Annotated in this window: 15 protein-coding genes; 7 read left to right on the forward strand and 8 right to left on the reverse strand. The window is 45.9% G+C overall.

From position 1 onward, the window contains the following. Positions 1-44 precede the first annotated feature (44 nt). The 4 genes from ABW391_RS02930 to ABW391_RS02945 all read right to left on the reverse strand — a co-directional run bounded on the left by ABW391_RS02930 (position 45) and on the right by ABW391_RS02945 (position 5,842). Positions 45-2,594: a TonB-dependent receptor gene (locus tag ABW391_RS02930; protein WP_353480326.1), complete on the reverse strand. Its 2,550-nt coding sequence runs from the start codon at positions 2,592-2,594 to the stop codon at positions 45-47. Between the two features lie 287 nt (positions 2,595-2,881). After that, positions 2,882-3,604 (reverse strand): SH3 domain-containing protein, encoded by a 723-nt coding sequence (locus tag ABW391_RS02935; RefSeq protein ID WP_353480327.1) that lies wholly within the window; start codon positions 3,602-3,604, stop codon positions 2,882-2,884. Positions 3,605-3,654: 50 nt separating this feature from the next. Then, a complete protein-coding gene (gene ggt / locus ABW391_RS02940; RefSeq protein ID WP_353480328.1) occupies positions 3,655-5,373 on the reverse strand; it encodes a gamma-glutamyltransferase in 1,719 nt (572 codons plus the stop codon). A 139-nt stretch (positions 5,374-5,512) separates the two neighbouring features. Beyond that, complete coding sequence (locus ABW391_RS02945; RefSeq protein ID WP_353480329.1) at positions 5,513-5,842, reverse strand: tRNA-binding protein; 330 nt, start codon at positions 5,840-5,842, stop codon at positions 5,513-5,515. Between the two features lie 309 nt (positions 5,843-6,151). Here ABW391_RS02945 and ABW391_RS02950 point away from each other — a divergent pair, with 309 nt between their 5' ends. Together ABW391_RS02950 and ABW391_RS02955 are read left to right on the forward strand one after the other, a co-directional pair. After that, positions 6,152-8,359, forward strand: a complete 2,208-nt coding sequence (locus ABW391_RS02950; RefSeq protein ID WP_353480330.1) for a DUF5916 domain-containing protein — start codon at positions 6,152-6,154, stop codon at positions 8,357-8,359. A 139-nt stretch (positions 8,360-8,498) separates the two neighbouring features. Continuing rightward, a complete protein-coding gene (locus ABW391_RS02955) occupies positions 8,499-9,026 on the forward strand; it encodes a DinB family protein (protein WP_353480331.1) in 528 nt (175 codons plus the stop codon). 30 nt (positions 9,027-9,056) lie between these two features. Here the strand turns inward: ABW391_RS02955 and ABW391_RS02960 are convergent, their stop codons facing one another. The 3 genes from ABW391_RS02960 to ABW391_RS02970 all read right to left on the reverse strand — a co-directional run bounded on the left by ABW391_RS02960 (position 9,057) and on the right by ABW391_RS02970 (position 11,341). Further along, positions 9,057-9,668 (reverse strand): Uma2 family endonuclease, encoded by a 612-nt coding sequence (locus ABW391_RS02960; RefSeq protein WP_353480332.1) that lies wholly within the window; start codon positions 9,666-9,668, stop codon positions 9,057-9,059. Between the two features lie 87 nt (positions 9,669-9,755). Then, positions 9,756-10,373 (reverse strand): DUF1684 domain-containing protein, encoded by a 618-nt coding sequence (locus tag ABW391_RS02965; RefSeq protein WP_353480333.1) that lies wholly within the window; start codon positions 10,371-10,373, stop codon positions 9,756-9,758. Positions 10,374-10,435: 62 nt separating this feature from the next. Continuing rightward, a complete protein-coding gene (locus ABW391_RS02970) occupies positions 10,436-11,341 on the reverse strand; it encodes a hypothetical protein (protein ID WP_353480334.1) in 906 nt (301 codons plus the stop codon). 134 nt (positions 11,342-11,475) lie between these two features. On the opposite strand from ABW391_RS02970, the gene ABW391_RS02975 reads away from it, so the two are divergent. The 3 genes from ABW391_RS02975 (at position 11,476) to ABW391_RS02985 (ending at position 14,136) form a co-directional block, all read left to right on the forward strand. Continuing rightward, positions 11,476-12,207: a hypothetical protein gene (locus ABW391_RS02975; RefSeq protein WP_353480335.1), complete on the forward strand. Its 732-nt coding sequence runs from the start codon at positions 11,476-11,478 to the stop codon at positions 12,205-12,207. Positions 12,208-12,255: 48 nt separating this feature from the next. After that, positions 12,256-12,705, forward strand: a complete 450-nt coding sequence (locus tag ABW391_RS02980) for a DUF1569 domain-containing protein (RefSeq protein ID WP_353480336.1) — start codon at positions 12,256-12,258, stop codon at positions 12,703-12,705. A 105-nt stretch (positions 12,706-12,810) separates the two neighbouring features. Continuing rightward, positions 12,811-14,136 (forward strand): thioredoxin family protein, encoded by a 1,326-nt coding sequence (locus tag ABW391_RS02985; protein WP_353480337.1) that lies wholly within the window; start codon positions 12,811-12,813, stop codon positions 14,134-14,136. A 216-nt stretch (positions 14,137-14,352) separates the two neighbouring features. On the opposite strand, the gene eat is transcribed toward ABW391_RS02985, so the two are convergent. After that, entirely contained in the window at positions 14,353-15,648 is a 1,296-nt protein-coding gene (eat, locus tag ABW391_RS02990; RefSeq protein ID WP_353480338.1) for an ethanolamine permease, read from the reverse strand. Positions 15,649-15,831: 183 nt separating this feature from the next. Here eat and ABW391_RS02995 point away from each other — a divergent pair, with 183 nt between their 5' ends. Both ABW391_RS02995 and nusG read left to right on the forward strand, forming a co-directional pair. Further along, complete coding sequence (locus ABW391_RS02995; protein ID WP_353480339.1) at positions 15,832-16,494, forward strand: LuxR C-terminal-related transcriptional regulator; 663 nt, start codon at positions 15,832-15,834, stop codon at positions 16,492-16,494. A 220-nt stretch (positions 16,495-16,714) separates the two neighbouring features. Continuing rightward, positions 16,715-17,233, forward strand: coding sequence for a transcription termination/antitermination protein NusG (gene nusG / locus ABW391_RS03000; protein ID WP_353480340.1), 519 nt, complete (start codon positions 16,715-16,717; stop codon positions 17,231-17,233). Positions 17,234-17,312 lie beyond the last annotated feature (79 nt).

Consider the following 17,312-nt stretch of genomic DNA (forward strand, 5'->3'; position numbering starts at 1 on the left):
GTTATCGTTGGTTTAATGTTAAAAAAAGATTAAATGAAGTAGGTTTATTGTCGGTTTTGGCCACCACCAGGTGTTCCTCCTGTGGAATTTTGGCCATTGCCATCGGTCTTAATGTCATCGTTGTTGACAGATTTGCCTTTTTTCCTAGGCATTTCCATCGCGCTCATTTTGCCAACCTTGTAACTGAAGGTGAGGCGAACCCCACGGTTGTAAAGGTATATGTCGTTTACCTGATTGAAAAGGGCTGAATTCAATTCAGTATGGATATTAAAGCGTTTGCTGAGAAAGTTTTCGGCAGCCAATCCCAAACTGGCTTTTTTATCCTTGAATTCCTTTTTCACACCCAAGGTATAAAAGCCAAATCCTCCCTGACGGCCTTGCAACTGAACTTGTGAACCTTGCAAAAATCCAAAGGCTTGAAAACCCCATCCTTTTTTGAATTGTGCCTGGCTAAACATGAACCCGCTGATGTTAAAGCCGGCATTGTTGCGGGATTCGGACACCCCATCCAAATTGATGACTTGTCCATTGAGTTTGGAATAAAGGATGTTCGTGCCAAAACCCACGTTTATTTTTGACGTAACCGCAACATTGGAAAAAATGTTGGTACCATACGTCTGTTGGTTGCCAATGTTATCGTAGGTATTGATCACTGCTCCAGCCAGGCTATCGGAAGGCTTGGTGATTTGCAGAATTGCATTGTTGGTGGTGCGGGCAAAAAACGAAGCAGTAACAAAGGTTTTTTTGATGGTTCTACTCAGGGAGAGTTCGTAGTTATTGGTCAATTCAGGACGCAGGGACGGGTTGCCCACACTGATGTTTTGAGGGTTGGCGGTGTTGAAGTTGGGGTTTAGTTGCTGAAGTCCAGGCCGTTGAATCCGGCGGTTGTAGGCCAGTTTTACGGTAGTCCCTTTGAAGGTTTTGGATGCGTTAAAACTTGGCACCAGCACTCCGTAGTCACCAATGCCAATGACCCCACCTTCGCGGGTGCTGGCATCAATCATGGTGTGTTCGAAACGCAAACCGCCTTTAAAGGTAAAACGCTTTTTGGTGGTATAGGTATAAGAAGTATAGCCAGCTGCAATGTTTTGATGGTAAGTAAGCGCCCCCGCTGGCTGGCCATTGTCGGTGTTGTAATCACCGGTTGCCCCTGCGCTCAGGTAGCGGTAATCGCTATCGACCTGGCGAAAAATACCTTTGCCCCCAAATTCGAGCATTTGATTCTTTTTGATGGGCGTTTGGTAATCTGTTTGCAAGGTAAACTCCTGATTCAGGTTGGCATTGAGGTTGCGCTGTCTTGCAAACAATGCTCCTTTTCCGTCCAACAAGTCTGCGTCAAAATTATTGGTCAGGTCGTTGCGGCTGTACAAGGTGGAGATGCTCCATTCGCGCTGAGGCTTGTAGGTATGCACATAATCCACATTGACATCCAGGGTACCCGACAGGTTTTTGCTGTCCACCGCACGGCTGGAGGAACTGGTTTGCAAACCACCGTTGAACAACTGCGTCAAAAAGTCTTGTTGAAAGCTCATGTTGCGGACCCCGTAACGTGCTCCGGCGGTAATGCTTTGGTTTTTGGCCAAATCATAATCAAACCCCAGGTTGTATTGTCCAAACAAACCTTGGCTGTACCCATCTCCGGTTTGGCGTACCAGGGTGGTAGCGCCATTTAAGGTGCTGCTTTGGTCCAGTTTGGTTTTGGTAACGGTATTGTAATTGGCGCGTCCAAATCCGCCGAGGGTAAAACCTGCCTTGCCTTTGCGGTAATTGCCATTGAGCATCAGGGAAGAACCCCGGTTGCCCACACCTCCGTCTACATTGAGGTTTAGCCCCTGCAGGCTGTTCTTTTTGGTGATGATGTTGATGATGCCCGCCGAACCTTCCGCGTCGTATTTGGCAGAAGGACTGGTGATGACTTCTACGGTTTTGATTTGATCGGCAGGAATTTGCTTCATGGCGTCGGCTACGCTGCTGGCCATGATGGTGCTGGGTTTGTTGTTGATCAGCACCCTGACGTTTTGGCTGCCCCGCAAACTGACGTTGCCATCCAGATCCACGGTGAGTAAAGGGACTTTGCGCAGCACGTCGGTGGCGTCGCCCCCTTTGGAAGAGATGTCTTTTTCAGCGTTGTACACCAAACGATCCACCTTTTCTTCAATGAGTTCCGTCGTACCGGTAATGGTCACTTCATCGAGGTTATTGACGGAAGGGTTGAGTTTTATTGCCCCCAAATCAAAGTCCTGGCCTTTCGTAAAGTTAAGTTTATCCAGGGTTTTGGTTTGGTAGCCGATAAAAGAGATCTGCAATTTGTATTCTCCAGCTTCGATTTTGGTAAAGCTAAACTTGCCTTTTTCATCCGAAACGGCTCCATCTACAGCCTTATCGCCGGGCAATTTGTAAAGGGCAATGGTGGCGTATTCGACGGATTTGACAGTGCTGGAATCAATAAGTGTACCACTGATTTTAACGTTGCCTTTGGGGCTTTGGTTGGCAATGGTACTGGGGGTGCCCACCATGGGGAATTGTGCAATCAAGGTATGTAGTGAACAAAAAAAGAGGGTGATTGCAGTAAGAATCGGGTAAATTTTTTTCATTGTTTGGATTTGATCTTACAAAGGGGCGATAAAAAAATAAGTGTTTCATTTTGCCAAGGGATTAGATGAGTAAACGGTTCATTTCAAGTTTCTTATCTAATTCTTTGGCTCCGAGAAAATGAAACACTTATTTTGCCCAACTACAAAGATGAGGCACAAGTCAGAACCTTTCAAAAAAAGTAGATCAAAGCAGAACTTAGCAAGATGGAATTCAGAAAAAAATTCGATAAATGGCAACTATTTAGCACTCGCCTTCGGCGAGTGCTAAATAGTGTAAAAAAGCAAGCTTAATCCGCATGGTGCATGGTCAAGGTCACCACTCCGGCTTTGTTTTGCACTTCCATGTGGTACAGTTCATCCCCGCTCAATAAGTCAATGATGCCTTTACTGATGGTGGATTTGATTTTTTCGGCATCTTCCATCCACAGTTCCTTACCAATCAGGTAAGCTTCTTCTACGGTCATTTCTTTGTTGAAGCGGATAAAGTACTCTGAACCACCTTCACCCGTATTCACTTCTACCACAGTACCATTGGTATATTCTACCCGGTAGTGATCGTAGCGGCTTTCGCCTTTGGGCATGTCAATACGCTTGCCTTTGGGAGGAGAATGCATTTTGATGTAACGCTCCTGGATGGAACCCGACTCGCTGTCGTTGTCATCATTGGGCAAACTGCCTGGTGTCTTGTACTTGGAAAGGTAGCCATCAAAAACAAACCCTTCTTTTCCGGCGGAAGTGCGCACTTTTACCCAAAAGCCCTTGATGGTGTACCCAGTAAACGGTGTTACGGAATGGGGCGTTTTTTTAAAACTGTCTTTTAAAACAGTTACCAGGGAGCCATAATCAATGGTTGTGATTTTCTTGCCAGTTGGCGCGGCGGTTTCGCGCAAAATCAATCCACTGGTAGCGTGTACCGTAAGTTTATCGCCCACGGCATACGTTCCGATGGAAAAAACCGCAGCCGGAAATGCCAGTAGTAGAAAGAGCAGAAAAAATGGAATGTTTCTCATGTTTTGAATAAAATTTATGAGTATTTGATTTACCAACAATGAATTAAATTTTAATACCCCAACACGGCATCGTCTTTTGCCCTGATGTCGGCCACCCCCTCCAGTTTTTTATCCTTGCGCACCAGGATGGATTCCACCTGCCCGATGCCAGACCACCCCACCACTTTGTGTCCCATGTTCTGGAGTTTGCGGCGCGTGGCTTCGTTGGCAGCACCTTTTTCGAGGTACAATTCGTCGGGAAACCATTGGCTGTGGAAGCGCTTAGCATGGGTAGCGGCGGTCATGTCCATCTTAAAGTCGATCACATTGGTGATGACTTGAAAAACCGAGGTAATGATGGTCGTCCCTCCAGGAGTACCGACCACCATGAATAGCTTGCCATCTTTGGTAACAATGGTAGGCGTCATGCTGCTCAAGGGGCGCTTGCCGGGCAGAATGGCATTGGCATCGCCACCAATCGCGCCGTATAGATTGGGTACGCCAGGTTTGGCGCTGAAATCGTCCATTTCATTGTTGAGCAAAAATCCCGCACCACCTACCACGGTCATTGCCCCATAACCCGCATTGAGCGTGGTGGTGATGGCAACCGCATTGCCTTCGGCATCCACGATGCTGTAATGGGTGGTCTGTTTGCTTTCTTTGGGAAACTCACCGCCTTCGATGGCGCTACTGGGAGTCGCTTTGCTGGGGTCGAAATTGGCAAAGCGCTGCTGGATGTAGCTGCTGTCGATCAAATTGGCAATGGGTACGGTGTAATAATCTGCATCTCCCAGGTGCTTGGCCCGATCGGCGTATACCCTGCGCTCCGCTTCGGCAAACAGGTGAAAGTGCTCTGGCGAGTGAAAGCCAATTTTGGAAAAATCCTGAGGTTCCACCATTCCCAACAATTGAAAAAGGGCGATGCCGCCACTCGAAGGCGGAGGCATGGCAATCAGATCGTATCCCCGGTACTTCCCGAGCATCGGTTTGCGCCATACCGCGTGGTAAGCAGCCATGTCTTGCACGGTGATCCAGCCACTCCCGCGTTGCATCTCAGCAGCCACCAATTCGGCTGTTTTGCCCGTGTAAAACCCTTTGCGGCCTTGGTCCCGGATGCGTTTCAGGGTTTCAGCCAGGTCTTTTTGGATCAGCAATTCGCCAGTTTTCCAACGTTGGCTTGTGTCTTTTTTGACAAAAACACAAGCCTGGGTGTTGTTTTTGATGAACCCCAGTTTGTATTCATTCAACCCATTGGCTTCGGACTCGGTGATGCGAAAACCCTTTTCGGCCAGATCAATGGCGGGTTGCACCAGGCGCTTCCAGTCTTTGAGTTTGGAATATTTTTGAAACATTTGCCAACAACCTTCAACACTGCCGGGTACTCCAGCCGCCAGGTGGCCTTCGGTACTTTTGCCATTGATGACATTGCCTTCGGCATCGAGGTACATATCGCGGTTGGCCTTGGCGGGTGCTTTTTCCCGAAAATCCAGTGCCGCTAAGTCCTGGCCATCGCCACTGCGGTACACCAAAAAACCACCACCTCCAATATTGCCCGCCACGGGATACACCACGGCCAAGGCCAGTTGTACCGCCACTGCTGCGTCGATGGCGTTGCCGCCATCTTTGAGTACTTGCAAACCCACTTCCGAGGCCAGGGGGTGCGCGGTGCTGACAATAGCGCTATCGGCTACCGTGGATTTTTGGATGGAATAGCCTGTGAATGCTGGTTTTTGTTTGCAGGCGGATAAAGCCAGAAACAAGAGAGCAAAGAAGTAAAGGTTAAGGCGCATGGATGAAAGGTTGAATGAGTCGAAAATGGAGGTTTTTATTGTGGCAGCTTCGCTGCGTTTTTTCTTTTTTTCACCACCTTAGAAACCTTAGAAGCCTTTTGCTTAATGCTTTCTGAGGTGTCTAAGGTGGTGAGAAAAATCAAGCAACGCGCAAACCGTTAGGCACAGGGCGTTCGGGGTGGAGCAAGGTAATGGCTTTATCCGAACCGATCAAACCCAGCACCAGACATTCGGAGAAAAAATTGGCGATCTGTTTGGGCGGAAAGTTGACCACGGCAATGACCTGCTTCCCGATCAGGTCTTCTTTCTCGTACAATTTGGTGATCTGCGCCGAACTGCGCTTGATGCCGTGTTCCCCAAAATCGATGGTCAGTCGATAGGCCGGATTGCGGGCTTTTTCAAAATCATGGGCTTCCAAGATGGTGCCTACGCGCATTTCTACTTTTTCAAATTCTTCCCAAGTGAGCATAAATCGGAATTGTTTTTGATTAGGGGCGATAAAAAAATAAGTGTTCATTTTGCCAGAGAATTAGATCAGAAAACGGTTCATTTCAAGTATCTTATCTAATTCTCTGGCTCAAGAAAAATGAACACTTATTTTTGCCCTACTGCTTAGCGTTGGATGAAAATAGAGAATTGAATTAAACTGGCGCTATTTTTTTCACTCATCTCCCTACATTCCTCCTTAACTCCAAATTTGCGTTATTGGGCGACGCAGCTAAAAAATTCTCGCCAATTGTTGTTTATTTGCTCCCATTCGACCCAAACAACAAACACCATGAAATTTGTCATTTCCCTAGTCGTCACCATTTTTTGCCTAGGATTACCGGCAATTGCGCAGGAGCAGCACGATACCATTCGGGTAAACAAAAGCCCCATCCCCATCAAAATAGATGGCGTGCTGGATGAAGCCTGGGCCAATGCAGCCGTTGCAACCGACTTTTGGCAATACTTCCCGATGGATACCTCCCGGGCCTGGAATCCTACCGAAGTGCGGTTGTTGTACGACGACAATTTTATCTACTACCTGGCCATTGCCAAAAATCGGCTCCCTGATGTGATGGGGGATTACGTTACGCCTTCGCTTCGCCGAGATTTTCGGGGCGAAGCCAACGACGCGGTTACTTTTACCATCGATCCCTTTCAGGATGAAACCAACGCTTTTCAATTTGGGGTCAATCCCTTTGGCGTACAACGCGAGGGCTTATTGACCAATGGCGCCAATGGCCCCATGGATTTGGATCAAGCCTGGGACAACAAGTGGTTTGCGGGGGCCAAACAATACAAAGGTTACTGGATTGCCGAGATGGCTATTCCCTTCAAAACCCTGCGGTACAAAGAGAGCAGCCAGTTTTGGAATGTCAAATTTTACCGGATCAGCAGTGACGGCCCGGAGCGTTCGAGTTGGCCAAAAATTCCCCGGCAATATCCCATTATCAATCTGGCTTATCACGGTGTGATGACTTTTGATCAGCCGCTCAAAAAACCTGGCGCGAACATCTCCCTCATCCCTTACACCCTGGTGAATTACAGGGAGGATCGAGTCGACCAAAGGGTTTTTGACCGGGGTTCAAACATCGGTGGAGATGCTAAAATTTCAGTTGGCCCAGCGCTGAATTTGGACTTGACGGTCAATCCTGATTTTTCACAGGTAGAAGTCGACCAACAGGTGGCCAACCTTGATCGTTTTGAGATTTTTTTCCCGGAGCGGCGGCAGTTTTTTCTTGAAAATGCTGACCTGTTTGGCAGTTTTGGCGCACAAAATTTACGCCCTTTTTTCTCGCGCCGCATTGGAATTGCCAAGGATACTACAACTGATTTGAATGTACAAAACCCGATTTATTTCGGGGCTCGATTGAGCGGCAAGTTGGATAAAAACTGGAGGATGGGCTTCCTGAGCATGCAAACTGCGAGAGATTATGACATCAGCCAGCCCTCTACCAATTATACCGTCGGGGTCTTGCAACGCAAGGTGTTTTCCCGCTCCAACATCGGGATCATTGCCATCAATAAACAACCCCTGCGGGACAAATTACTGGAGACCGCCAGTTACGATTTCAACCGGGTAGTTGGCGTTGATTACAACCTGGCTTCCAACGACAACAAGTGGACGGGCAAATTTTTTCACCACCGCACTTTCGACCCAGCTTTAACCGGAGGAAACAATGGCGCCAGTTCGGCCACGATCAATTACAATGCCTTAAACTGGGATGCCTTGTTTATCGTTCAGGATGTTGGTGCTAATTTTAATCCAGAAGTTGGATTTGCCCGTAGAACGGATTATCGCCGGGCGGCGGGAACCATCAATTGGAAGTTTTATCCCAAAAAAGGGCCGCTTCAAAGCCACGGACCAGGGCTCGACTTTGACGTTTTGGGCAATGACACCTATGGAACGACAGATTGGGATTTGAATATCCTTTATAAACTGCGTTTTCGGAATTCAACCATCGTCGATTTTAGATTACGGCGGGAATATGTTTATCTTTTTAATGCCTTTGATCCCACGAATTCAGGTGGATTGAAATTGTCTAAAGGCAGTGCTTTTGCCAATAACCTGTTTCGCTTTATGATGCTTTCCGATGCGCGCAAGCGGGTTTATTTTGAATTAAGTGGACGTATTGGGGAGTATTTTAATGGTTCCCGGGTGAATCTGGAGGGAACCGTCAATTTCAGAAAACAACCTTATGGTATTTTGGGCCTCAATTTTAGTTACAATCGCATTCGCCTGCCTGAGTCTTATGCTGATGCCAATTTTTTATTGATTGGGCCTAAAATTGACCTCTCGTTTTCGCGCAGTTTGTTCTGGACTACTTTTGTTCAATACAACAACCAAAGCAACAACCTCAACATCAACTCCCGGCTGCAGTGGCGTTTCCGGCCCGTATCGGATATCTTTTTGGTATACACCGACAATTATTATTCCGATACGTATGTCAATAAAAACCGGGCTTTGGTGCTTAAATGTACTTATTGGTTGAATCTGTAAGTTGAGGAAGGTTGAGGCTACCTCAAAAGTATTGACAGTCAAGATAATGTAAAGTCTTAGTCGATTTTTGAGATAAAAACCAGAATCAATTGAACAATCGTTCAATAAAAATTTTACCTTTGTTCAAAACCTGAAATCGATGGAAAATCTCAGCGCCGCACATCAAGCTTTAGCGGAAACCTTAGCCGCAGTAGACCAACTTTTCAAGCTGGTTAATGACGAAAAGATCAATTTCAAACCCACCGAAAAATGGTCGTTTGGGGAAGAAATGGTGCACCTCACCTTGTCTACAAATGGAACGGCTATGCTGCTGTCCAGTCCTGAAGAGCGTTTGATGCCCAGTGACCACCCTTCTCGAACCTATGAAGAAATTGGGGCAGAGTACCGCGAAAAACTGGCCTTGAACCCTACCATTGGTCAAGCCATTGCGGATAAGGAAGCAAAAAATTATACCGTGGTAGGGCTGCAAGCCAATTTTGCAGCAGCCACTCAAGCGGCCTTGCAATCCCTGTCTAATTGGGAGGAAGCCAAATCAGATCTTTGGATGGTGTGGAAGCATCCTTTGCTGGGCAAAATGACGGCCAGGGAAATGGTGTATTTTACGGTATACCACAGCAGGCATCACTTGTCGACTTTATCGACAAAGGCAGGGCAGAAAGCACAGTAATCAACAAGTGAATTTGCTTAAATCTAATGACTACTGGATGTTTTCTGTACGGACAGGCTTCTGAAAAATTTGATCCACAGTAAGTTCGAAATTTGGAATTACTGCTGCGGCAGAACACTTGACCTCGCCACTGCAAATGGTCATGTTTTCGCCCTGATAGACATGTACTTCCTTGAGTTCAGGATAAACATGCCAGACTACTTTCACCTTTGCGGCCCGATAATCTTGCATTTTTTTAACGACTCTATTAATGGTATCGTAATTGGAGATGATTTCAATTACAAAATCGGGCTTTTCTTTTTGACCATAAGCCATGTTGCTGCGTTGTTCAGCAGAAAAATAGGCAATGTCTGGTCTGCGGTGAATGTTTTCAAGAAAAAAAGTATCCGCTTCAGCATAGAAACAGCCTAAAACCGAATTGTTTACCCTGAGTTGATCCAAAAAAGCAATTAAATTATCTAAAATGTAGTATTGATCCTGATTCATTGATCGAGGTGCTTTTTCTACAAAACCATTTACCCATTCATATTTATAGGTGTCTTCACGCCGCAAGTACCGGCGTTGGAAGTCGAGCCATGAAATGCTTTTTTTTGCATCTGGAAGTCTGCGAGGCTCACGTGTAAGGGCAATCGATTCTGCCATTTAGATAATTTTTGACCAAAATACGAAATAAGGGATGATAAAAAAAATAAGTGTTTCATTTTGCCCCACTACTAAGGATTACAAGATTTAGTGGTCCTTCTTTTTACCAAAGTATTCTTTTTCCCCGGCCAAAATACGCACCTCCAAGTGATTTTCATCCGGTGGAATCGGGCAACTGTACCCGTCGCTGTAAGCGCAATAAGGGTTGTAAGCTTTGTTGAAATCCAGCACCAAAGTGTTGTCAACAATGTCCTGGACTCGAAGGTCGAGATAGCGCCCGCCCCCGTAAGTGCTTTCGCCATTGCTCTGGTCTTTGAATGGGACAAAAAGTAAATCGCGGTATTGAGGCAAGATTCTGCCCGACATGCGGTAGATGTTCAATTTGTATTCCTGCCCGCTGAGGGTAAATTTGGCGATTCCATATTGAACGTATGTCTTACTTTCTCCGCTGTAAGTGGGCATTTCAAATGGAGTTGCATCAAGTGTTGGGGTAAATGTGCTGGCAAGCAAAAAGGCTTCATCCGGGGCAAAAAAGGCCACTTTTTTGAGTTCTTTTTTGCTCAAGGGCGAAGCAGGGTTTTGCAAAAAAGCACGCAAATAGGACTTGCGGTGGGCCGCGATTTTTTCGAGGTAGACGGTGGAGGTTTGGGCTTGGAGGCTCTGGCTCGATAAACACAAGAACAAAATCCAGGTTATTTTTTTCATGCGGAGGATGGTTGATTTTGGTTACCTTTCGGCAACCGTGGGGGCAACCGCAAGGGTTGCAGCTACTGTTGCCCGACAAAAACAATTTTCCCGTTGTCGGGACTGACTTCGATGCGGGTAATTTTTTTCATTCCGTAAAACGAAAAATCGGCCATTTTTTTCCAATTGCGGTCTACGCCAGGTCGAAAACGATACAAAACCGATCCAGAACCTATCACCAGCGACCCATCGGCCATTACGGCAAAGTCTTCACTGCCATTCAAGGTATTGACCACTTCGGTAACTGCGGCACGACCAAGCACCCGTTGATCCCATTTCATGATTTTCCAGGGCTGGGACAAACTGGAACTTTTTTGAACAAAATACGCGCCATTCCCTGGTACCTTGCGGATGCAGCGCCCAGGATTGACGGCAATGGTCTCTTTACGTGGAGACCCAATTTCGACCTTCACCAGTTGATTGGGTTTGTCGACCAGGAACAGCAACAATTCACGCGCACTCAGCCAGAGGTAATAACCCACATTGTTGATGTCGGTAAAAACGGGTTGCCCCTTGCCCGAACGGCTGAGTGGAAATTGCCAAAGCCTTTGGATGGTATCCCCTACCGGAAATTCCATCCGCACTGCCGAAAAATTCTGCCCATCGCCAACTGGACGAGGAGAGTATTCGCCATCGTAAGTATCGGTCACCCGCGTGCGGATTCCGGTAAGGATGTTGAGGCTGTACAATTCCGGTTGGGATTCTTTGGGGGCTTGCGAAGCAATGTACAACTCATTGTCATTGAAAAAGTAAGGATGGTTGTTGTAGCCCTTCAGGTTAAAAGCGGAAAGAAATTTGGGCGCAGAAAATTGAAAGGTGGTGTCTCCGGTTTTGGCCACATTGAACAAATACAAGTTAGAATTAGGCGCTTGTGCCGACAGATACACCGCAGAACCTAGGATTAGCAACAACAAAGCAATTTTCTTCATGGTCAGATCATCTGTTTGAACGAAGATAGTCAAAAGTTTAAACCTGAAAATTAAGCCTTTGATCTAGTTTTTTTCAGCGTTGATGCACTGCATTTTAATTTGAGCATCAAAGCATTTAAAAATACGGGTTTGTCATGAAAACCAAAGACTTTTACGTCCTCCTTATACGTCTTTTTCTGGGTTATATTTTTGCTTCGGCAGGTTTGTGCAAATTGACCGACGGGAATTTTGGACAACTGATTGGGCCTCCCCTATTGATCGCCCAAATGGCCAAGTATGACCTGCTGCTGTTTGCTCAATTCATCGCATTCTCCCAGGTTTTGGTCGGTTTTTTGGTGATGTCGCAACGTTACTCCGTACTTGGGTTGATCATGTTGATGCCTGTCAATGTCAGCATTTTAATGGTCACTATTTCCCAAAAATGGACGGGAACGCCCTACGTCGATGCTGTTTTGGTAGCGCTGAATATCCTTGCTTTGCTGTACGAATGGCAATCCTTGCGTTTTTTGCTGCTGCCCGACACTACCCAAATCAGCATTCCAGCCCGGGTAAATGAGTTGTTTCCCAATATCTGGTGGGGTACTTTTGGGATAGTTTTGGGCGCAATGGCGGGTCTATTTGGCGCCTGGTCACATTTGGCCACTTTGGTGTTTGGAGCGATGGCTTTTGTTTGTGTCTACATCAACGTTTTCACCTTCAAATCCTATTTTTTGATGGAAAAGATCATCCTCGCGCTGTCGGGTGTCGCCATCTTGACCGTTACTTTTGCGTTTCAGTTGAATAGGTTAGTACCATTCCTCTTGATGGGATCGATTGGATTGACGTTAATTTTGCTTTTGGCACGCACTTTTATACACAGAAAATAGTTTACATTTTGTATATTCATGCTATTGTTTGACTAAACAAAAACCGTCATGACCCTATTCAACCCTGAAGGCAACCAGGCCATGGTTGCTCGAATTGAAGCCCTCCAACCCGATGCCGTCCGCCAATGGGGCAAAATGGAGGTTGCCCAGATGTTGGCGCACTGCATTCAGCCCTTGAAAATCGCTTTTCGCGAAGTCAGATCCAAACGTGCCTGGATTGGCTTTTTCTTTGGAGCAATATCCAAACGCAGATATGTAACCGGCCCAGGTGATTTTGACAAAAACCTGCCCACCGCCCCTACATTTGTACAAACGGGTGAGCGCGATTTCGAAGCTGAAAAAGCAAAATTGTTGACTTACATCAAGCGATTTGTTACCGAAGGCCCTGAAGCGATTACGACGGATTTGCATCCTTTTTTTGGGAAAATGACGCCCGATGATTGGGACAAACTGACCATTAAGCATCTTGATCACCATTTGCGGCAATTTAGCGCCTGAGTACTGCGTTCAAAATCCATATTTTTGAGGTCAAGTACTGGATTTGCATCGAAAGAAATTGTAATCTTGTATAATAGACTTTACGTTAACCCTAAAAGAAGATCAATGAATCGTTTTGCATTTTTCATTTTGTTGCTGGGGATGGGAGTAGGACTCGTAGCCCAAGAAAATACAGCAGGCATCGCTTTTCAAAAAGGCGAATTCCAAACCATGCTGGATAAGGCGAAAGCCGAAAACAAACTCATTTTCATGGACGTATACACCACCTGGTGTGGCCCTTGTAAAATGTTGGATCAAAGTACTTTTTCGGATGCTCAGGTAGGCAGCAAATTCAATGCAGGATTTGTCAACTACAAACTGGATGCAGAGAAAGGCGAGGGCATCGCCATTGCCCGCAAATATGCAGTACGTGCCTACCCCAATATGTTGTTCATCAATGGACAAGGCGAAATCGTACACCGGGTAGTAGGCTACCGTCCTGCGGAAGAGTTGCTCAAAGAAGCAGAAACGGCTGCCCAAAAAGGTGCAACCATGAAACCCCTCTCCTATTTTGAGGAAAATTATGCCAAGAAAAAGACCGACAAGGCTTTCATGCAAGCCTATGTGACGCAGTTGAAAGCCTCCGATAAAGACAACACCAAAATCCTCAACGAATACCTCGCATTGCTGACTCCAGAGGAGAAAGTCTCCGAAAACGTCGTCAAACTGGCTGCCGAAAACATCACGGCTCTGGAAGGTTCTGCTTATCAAATCCTGGCGGGCGTTATGCGCGACGCAGCCAAGCAACCTCGTGCAGTATTGCAGGCGGCTTATTCGGGGTTGATGCAGGTTAAATCTGCCACTTTCCAAAAAGCAGTGCAAACCAAAGACCGTACCCTGCTCGATAAGCTGATTCAGGTGAGCAAGGAAACCGACGGCCCTGGCGCTGCCCAGCAAATTGCCCAGTACGAAATGGAATTTTCCAAAGCAACTGGAGACATGAGTGCTGTGCGCAAGGCTACTGAGAAACAAGCTGACGAGCAGATGAAAATTAAGAAGGAAGTCTTGGCCAAAATGGATGTAGATCAATACGCTTTGTTCAAAAAGCAAGTCCAATTGGAAGAAGCCGATACAACCTCTGCTGATTTCAAGATGATGGACGAAATGATGAAGAGCGCAGCGACCAAAGGCACGGCGATGCAACTAAACGAATTGGCCTGGAGTTACTTCGAAACCATGACCGATAAAGCAGATTGGACAAAGGCGCTGGCCTGGTCGGCCCGCTCCCTGGAATTGGATCGCGATGCCAACTACCTGGATACTTACGCCAACCTTCTTTTCAAATTGGGTAGAAAGGCCGAAGCCATCAAGTTCGAAACGGAAGCTTTGGAAAAAGCAACTCCTGACCAAAAAGAAGGTTTTCAGGAGACGTTGAATATGATGAAGCAATAAAGGCTTTCTTTTGGCAAAAGCAACGATTTTTTTGATTTGGCTGCGCCAAATGTTTTGTAACCGCGACGACACGACGGCGCGACGATTTTGTGCTTCGCACATCATTACGTCGTATTACGTCACACATTTGGCGTAGCCAAATGAATCGTCGCGCCGTCGTGTCGTCGCGGTTACAAAAAAAAGCAGCGGAGCTGCTTACTGCGTAATGTGAGTAATTCATTCCGCCAATTTCTTATGCATTCCCGTCCCTACAAACACCCCGATTAATACACCCATCAAGCCAAAAAACAGCACACTCAGCCAAAAATTATACACCACAATCGCCACCAGACACACCAGCGATAACACCAAGGCAATCACCGGAAAAAATGGATAAAACGGCGCCCGAAATGGCCGTTCCAGCTCAGGTTCTTTTTTGCGCAGCACAAACAAACTTACCATACTCAGCACATACATCACCACCGCACCCAAAGCAGAAAGTACAATCAACTGCTGAGTCGTACCCGAGCATACCGCAATGATGCCGATAATTCCACCGACCACCAAGGCAATATGGGGCGTATGAAAGCGGGGATGAATAGCCGCCAAGCGTTGAGGCAAAAAACCTCCCCTCGCCAACGCAAACAACTGCCGGGAATAGCCCAATATGATGCTGTGAAAAGAGGCTACGAGTCCAAATAAACCAATGCCCGCAAAAAGCTTGGTCAGGCTGCTGTCTTTGCCCATCACGATCCCAATGGCCTCGGGCAAGGGATAATCGATGGCCTCCAGGCGGTGCCAATCGGTAATGCCACCACTCACCATCATGATGCCAATGGCCAAGATGGCCAACGTCGCAATGCCCGACAGATATCCAAAAGGGATGTTGCGCTGAGGGTTTTTGGTTTCCTCGGCCACCATCGCCACCCCTTCAATGGCCAAATAAAACCAAACGGCATAGGGCAAAGCGGCAAACACGCCCACATAACCATGCGGCATGCTATCATTCAAAAACAGCTCCATCCGAAAACTCGGCGATACAATGCCAATGAACAACAACAATTCCGCCACCGCCAACAAAGTAACTACGAGCGTAAATACCGCCGATTCCTTAATGCCCCAAAAATTGATGAGCGAAAAAACAACGTAGCACCCAATCGCCGTATACAATACATCAAAAGCGGGATACAAAAAGTGCAGGTAACTGCCCAAAGCAAACGCAATGGCGGGCGTGGCAAACAAAAACTCAATCAAGGTAGCATACCCGGCAATGAGCCCTGCAATGGGTCCCATCGCCCTTCGCGAATACTCAAATGGCCCGCCAGAGTGGGGAATGGAAGTGGTCAGCTCCGTGAAACTGAAGATAAAAGCAATGTACATCAGCGTCACCAGCAAGGTAGCGATCAGAAAGCCGACGGTGCCTGCGGCGCCCCAGCCGTAGTTCCAGCCAAAGTACTCGCCGGAAATGACCAGGCCAACGGCAATGGCCCAGAGGTGGATGGAGGTTAGGGAGCGGGTTAGGGTGTTGAGCATGGGTACATTAGGTTTCTGATTGAATTCTCGCTTGCAAAATAGAAATTTATATGTATTTTTCTTGTGGGATAAAATTAAGTTTGTTTTTTAAAGGGATTAGTTGAATATTTGTTGAAGTTGACGTTCACGTCCTGAAAATGATAGTGTTCAGCAACTGAATTGAAATTTTTTACCCCCAGAAATATGATCAAAATCACAATTGCCGAAACCCAGCCTGTATTTGCAGAAGGCATTACCAAAATGTTTTCACACACAGCAGGACTACACCTGAACCAACTGACCGATAGCTACCAAGAATTATTAGAGATTTTAAGAACCAGCACAACCGATCTACTTTTACTTGATGCCGAGCTAGATGCTACCATTTCTGAAGAGCTTTTGATCACCCGCATTAAGAAAGAATTTCCTAAATTAAAGATTGTACTTTTTGGCAAAAGTCTCAACTTGGGATTTTTGCCCAGGCTTCGTCGTGCAGGTTTAGACGCATATCTTTTCAAAAACATTACCTGCCAGGAATTAAGAAAGGCCATTTTTACTGTATTGGGCGGAAAAGCTTATTTGCAAGAGTCACTCAGTGCTGCATTGAACAGTTTTTGCACTGAGTTGGATGTAAACTTAAGGAAAAACGATAGAAGACTCACCAAAAGAGAATTACAGATCCTCACCTTGATTGTAGAAGAATATACCAATCAAGAAATTGCCGATCAACTGTTCATCAGCATTCCTACTGTGGAAACCCACCGTAAAAATTTGATTTCAAAAATGGGTGTGAAAAATACCGCTGGACTGGTGCGAGAAGCAATCCTCAGACGAAGTTACCAAGGGTTTTATCATGGTTTTCCATGATAAAAATAAACCTATGGTTTTGGGTGAGAAATAACCAATAATATTTCATTTGCTTTGCAGAAGGGTAAATTAGTATTAGTCAATGTTTGTTTTATAACTTTTTAATTGTACCCATTCAGTTTAATACCTTATAAATATTTATTTTTTTACTGAGTTACTCCCAAATGTGACTCAGAGCGGCGAAGCCATAAAATTTTCGATCATTTATAAAACTATCCCAATGCTTAATGAAGAGAAATGGCATGTTCTGCAAGTAAAACCAAGGTCAGAAAAAAAGGTAGGGCAGCGCCTTCGAGATTTAGGCTTTGAGTCTTGCGTGCCTACACAAAAACAACTCAGAAAATGGAGTGACCGCAAAAAAATGGTGGAGATGGTGCTGTTCAACAATTATGTTTTTGTGGCTACGGATCAAAAACATCGCAACGAGGTATATCAAGTGGGAAATGTTTTTGGCTATCTTAGTTTTTCGGGCAAAGCGGCAATTTTGAGCGATAAAGAAGTAAAAATGATCAAACAACTGTGCCGTCTAATAGAACCTGTTCAAATTAGTTATGATGGAATTAAAGTTGGAGACGAGGTTGAAGTAATTGCTGGTACTTTGATGGGTATATCTGGAAAAGTCATTGCGCTAAATGGGACTTCAAAATTACAACTTGCTTTACCAAGCCTTCATTGTTTTGCCCATGTAGAATTAAAAGAAGTGGAAGTAAGGAAGGTTGTCCGCAGCGCCGAAGGTTGAAATTTCAATCTGAATCAGGAGGATTTAAATACTGATTTTGTTTGAAAAAACTTCTTTTGTTTCTTCACTTTTTCCTTTT

It is taken from the genome of Haliscomenobacter sp. (assembly GCF_040403615.1).
In the GTDB taxonomy this organism is placed as follows: Bacteria; Bacteroidota; Bacteroidia; order Chitinophagales; family Saprospiraceae; genus Haliscomenobacter.

Bases quoted from the DNA above. Each gene is read 5' to 3' on its own strand.
- nusG (WP_353480340.1), top strand. From the start codon at position 16,715: ATGCTTAATGAAGAGAAATGGCATGTTCTGCAAGTAAAACCAAGGTCA.
- ABW391_RS02985 (WP_353480337.1), top strand. From the start codon at position 12,811: ATGAATCGTTTTGCATTTTTCATTTTGTTGCTGGGGATGGGAGTAGGA.
- ggt (WP_353480328.1), bottom strand. From the start codon at position 5,373: ATGCGCCTTAACCTTTACTTCTTTGCTCTCTTGTTTCTGGCTTTATCC.
- ABW391_RS02980 (WP_353480336.1), top strand. From the start codon at position 12,256: ATGACCCTATTCAACCCTGAAGGCAACCAGGCCATGGTTGCTCGAATT.
- ABW391_RS02930 (WP_353480326.1), bottom strand. From the start codon at position 2,594: ATGAAAAAAATTTACCCGATTCTTACTGCAATCACCCTCTTTTTTTGT.
- eat (WP_353480338.1), bottom strand. From the start codon at position 15,648: ATGCTCAACACCCTAACCCGCTCCCTAACCTCCATCCACCTCTGGGCC.
- ABW391_RS02935 (WP_353480327.1), bottom strand. From the start codon at position 3,604: ATGAGAAACATTCCATTTTTTCTGCTCTTTCTACTACTGGCATTTCCG.
- ABW391_RS02945 (WP_353480329.1), bottom strand. From the start codon at position 5,842: ATGCTCACTTGGGAAGAATTTGAAAAAGTAGAAATGCGCGTAGGCACC.
- ABW391_RS02975 (WP_353480335.1), top strand. From the start codon at position 11,476: ATGAAAACCAAAGACTTTTACGTCCTCCTTATACGTCTTTTTCTGGGT.
- ABW391_RS02950 (WP_353480330.1), top strand. From the start codon at position 6,152: ATGAAATTTGTCATTTCCCTAGTCGTCACCATTTTTTGCCTAGGATTA.
- ABW391_RS02970 (WP_353480334.1), bottom strand. From the start codon at position 11,341: ATGAAGAAAATTGCTTTGTTGTTGCTAATCCTAGGTTCTGCGGTGTAT.
- ABW391_RS02960 (WP_353480332.1), bottom strand. From the start codon at position 9,668: ATGGCAGAATCGATTGCCCTTACACGTGAGCCTCGCAGACTTCCAGAT.
- ABW391_RS02995 (WP_353480339.1), top strand. From the start codon at position 15,832: ATGATCAAAATCACAATTGCCGAAACCCAGCCTGTATTTGCAGAAGGC.
- ABW391_RS02955 (WP_353480331.1), top strand. From the start codon at position 8,499: ATGGAAAATCTCAGCGCCGCACATCAAGCTTTAGCGGAAACCTTAGCC.
- ABW391_RS02965 (WP_353480333.1), bottom strand. From the start codon at position 10,373: ATGAAAAAAATAACCTGGATTTTGTTCTTGTGTTTATCGAGCCAGAGC.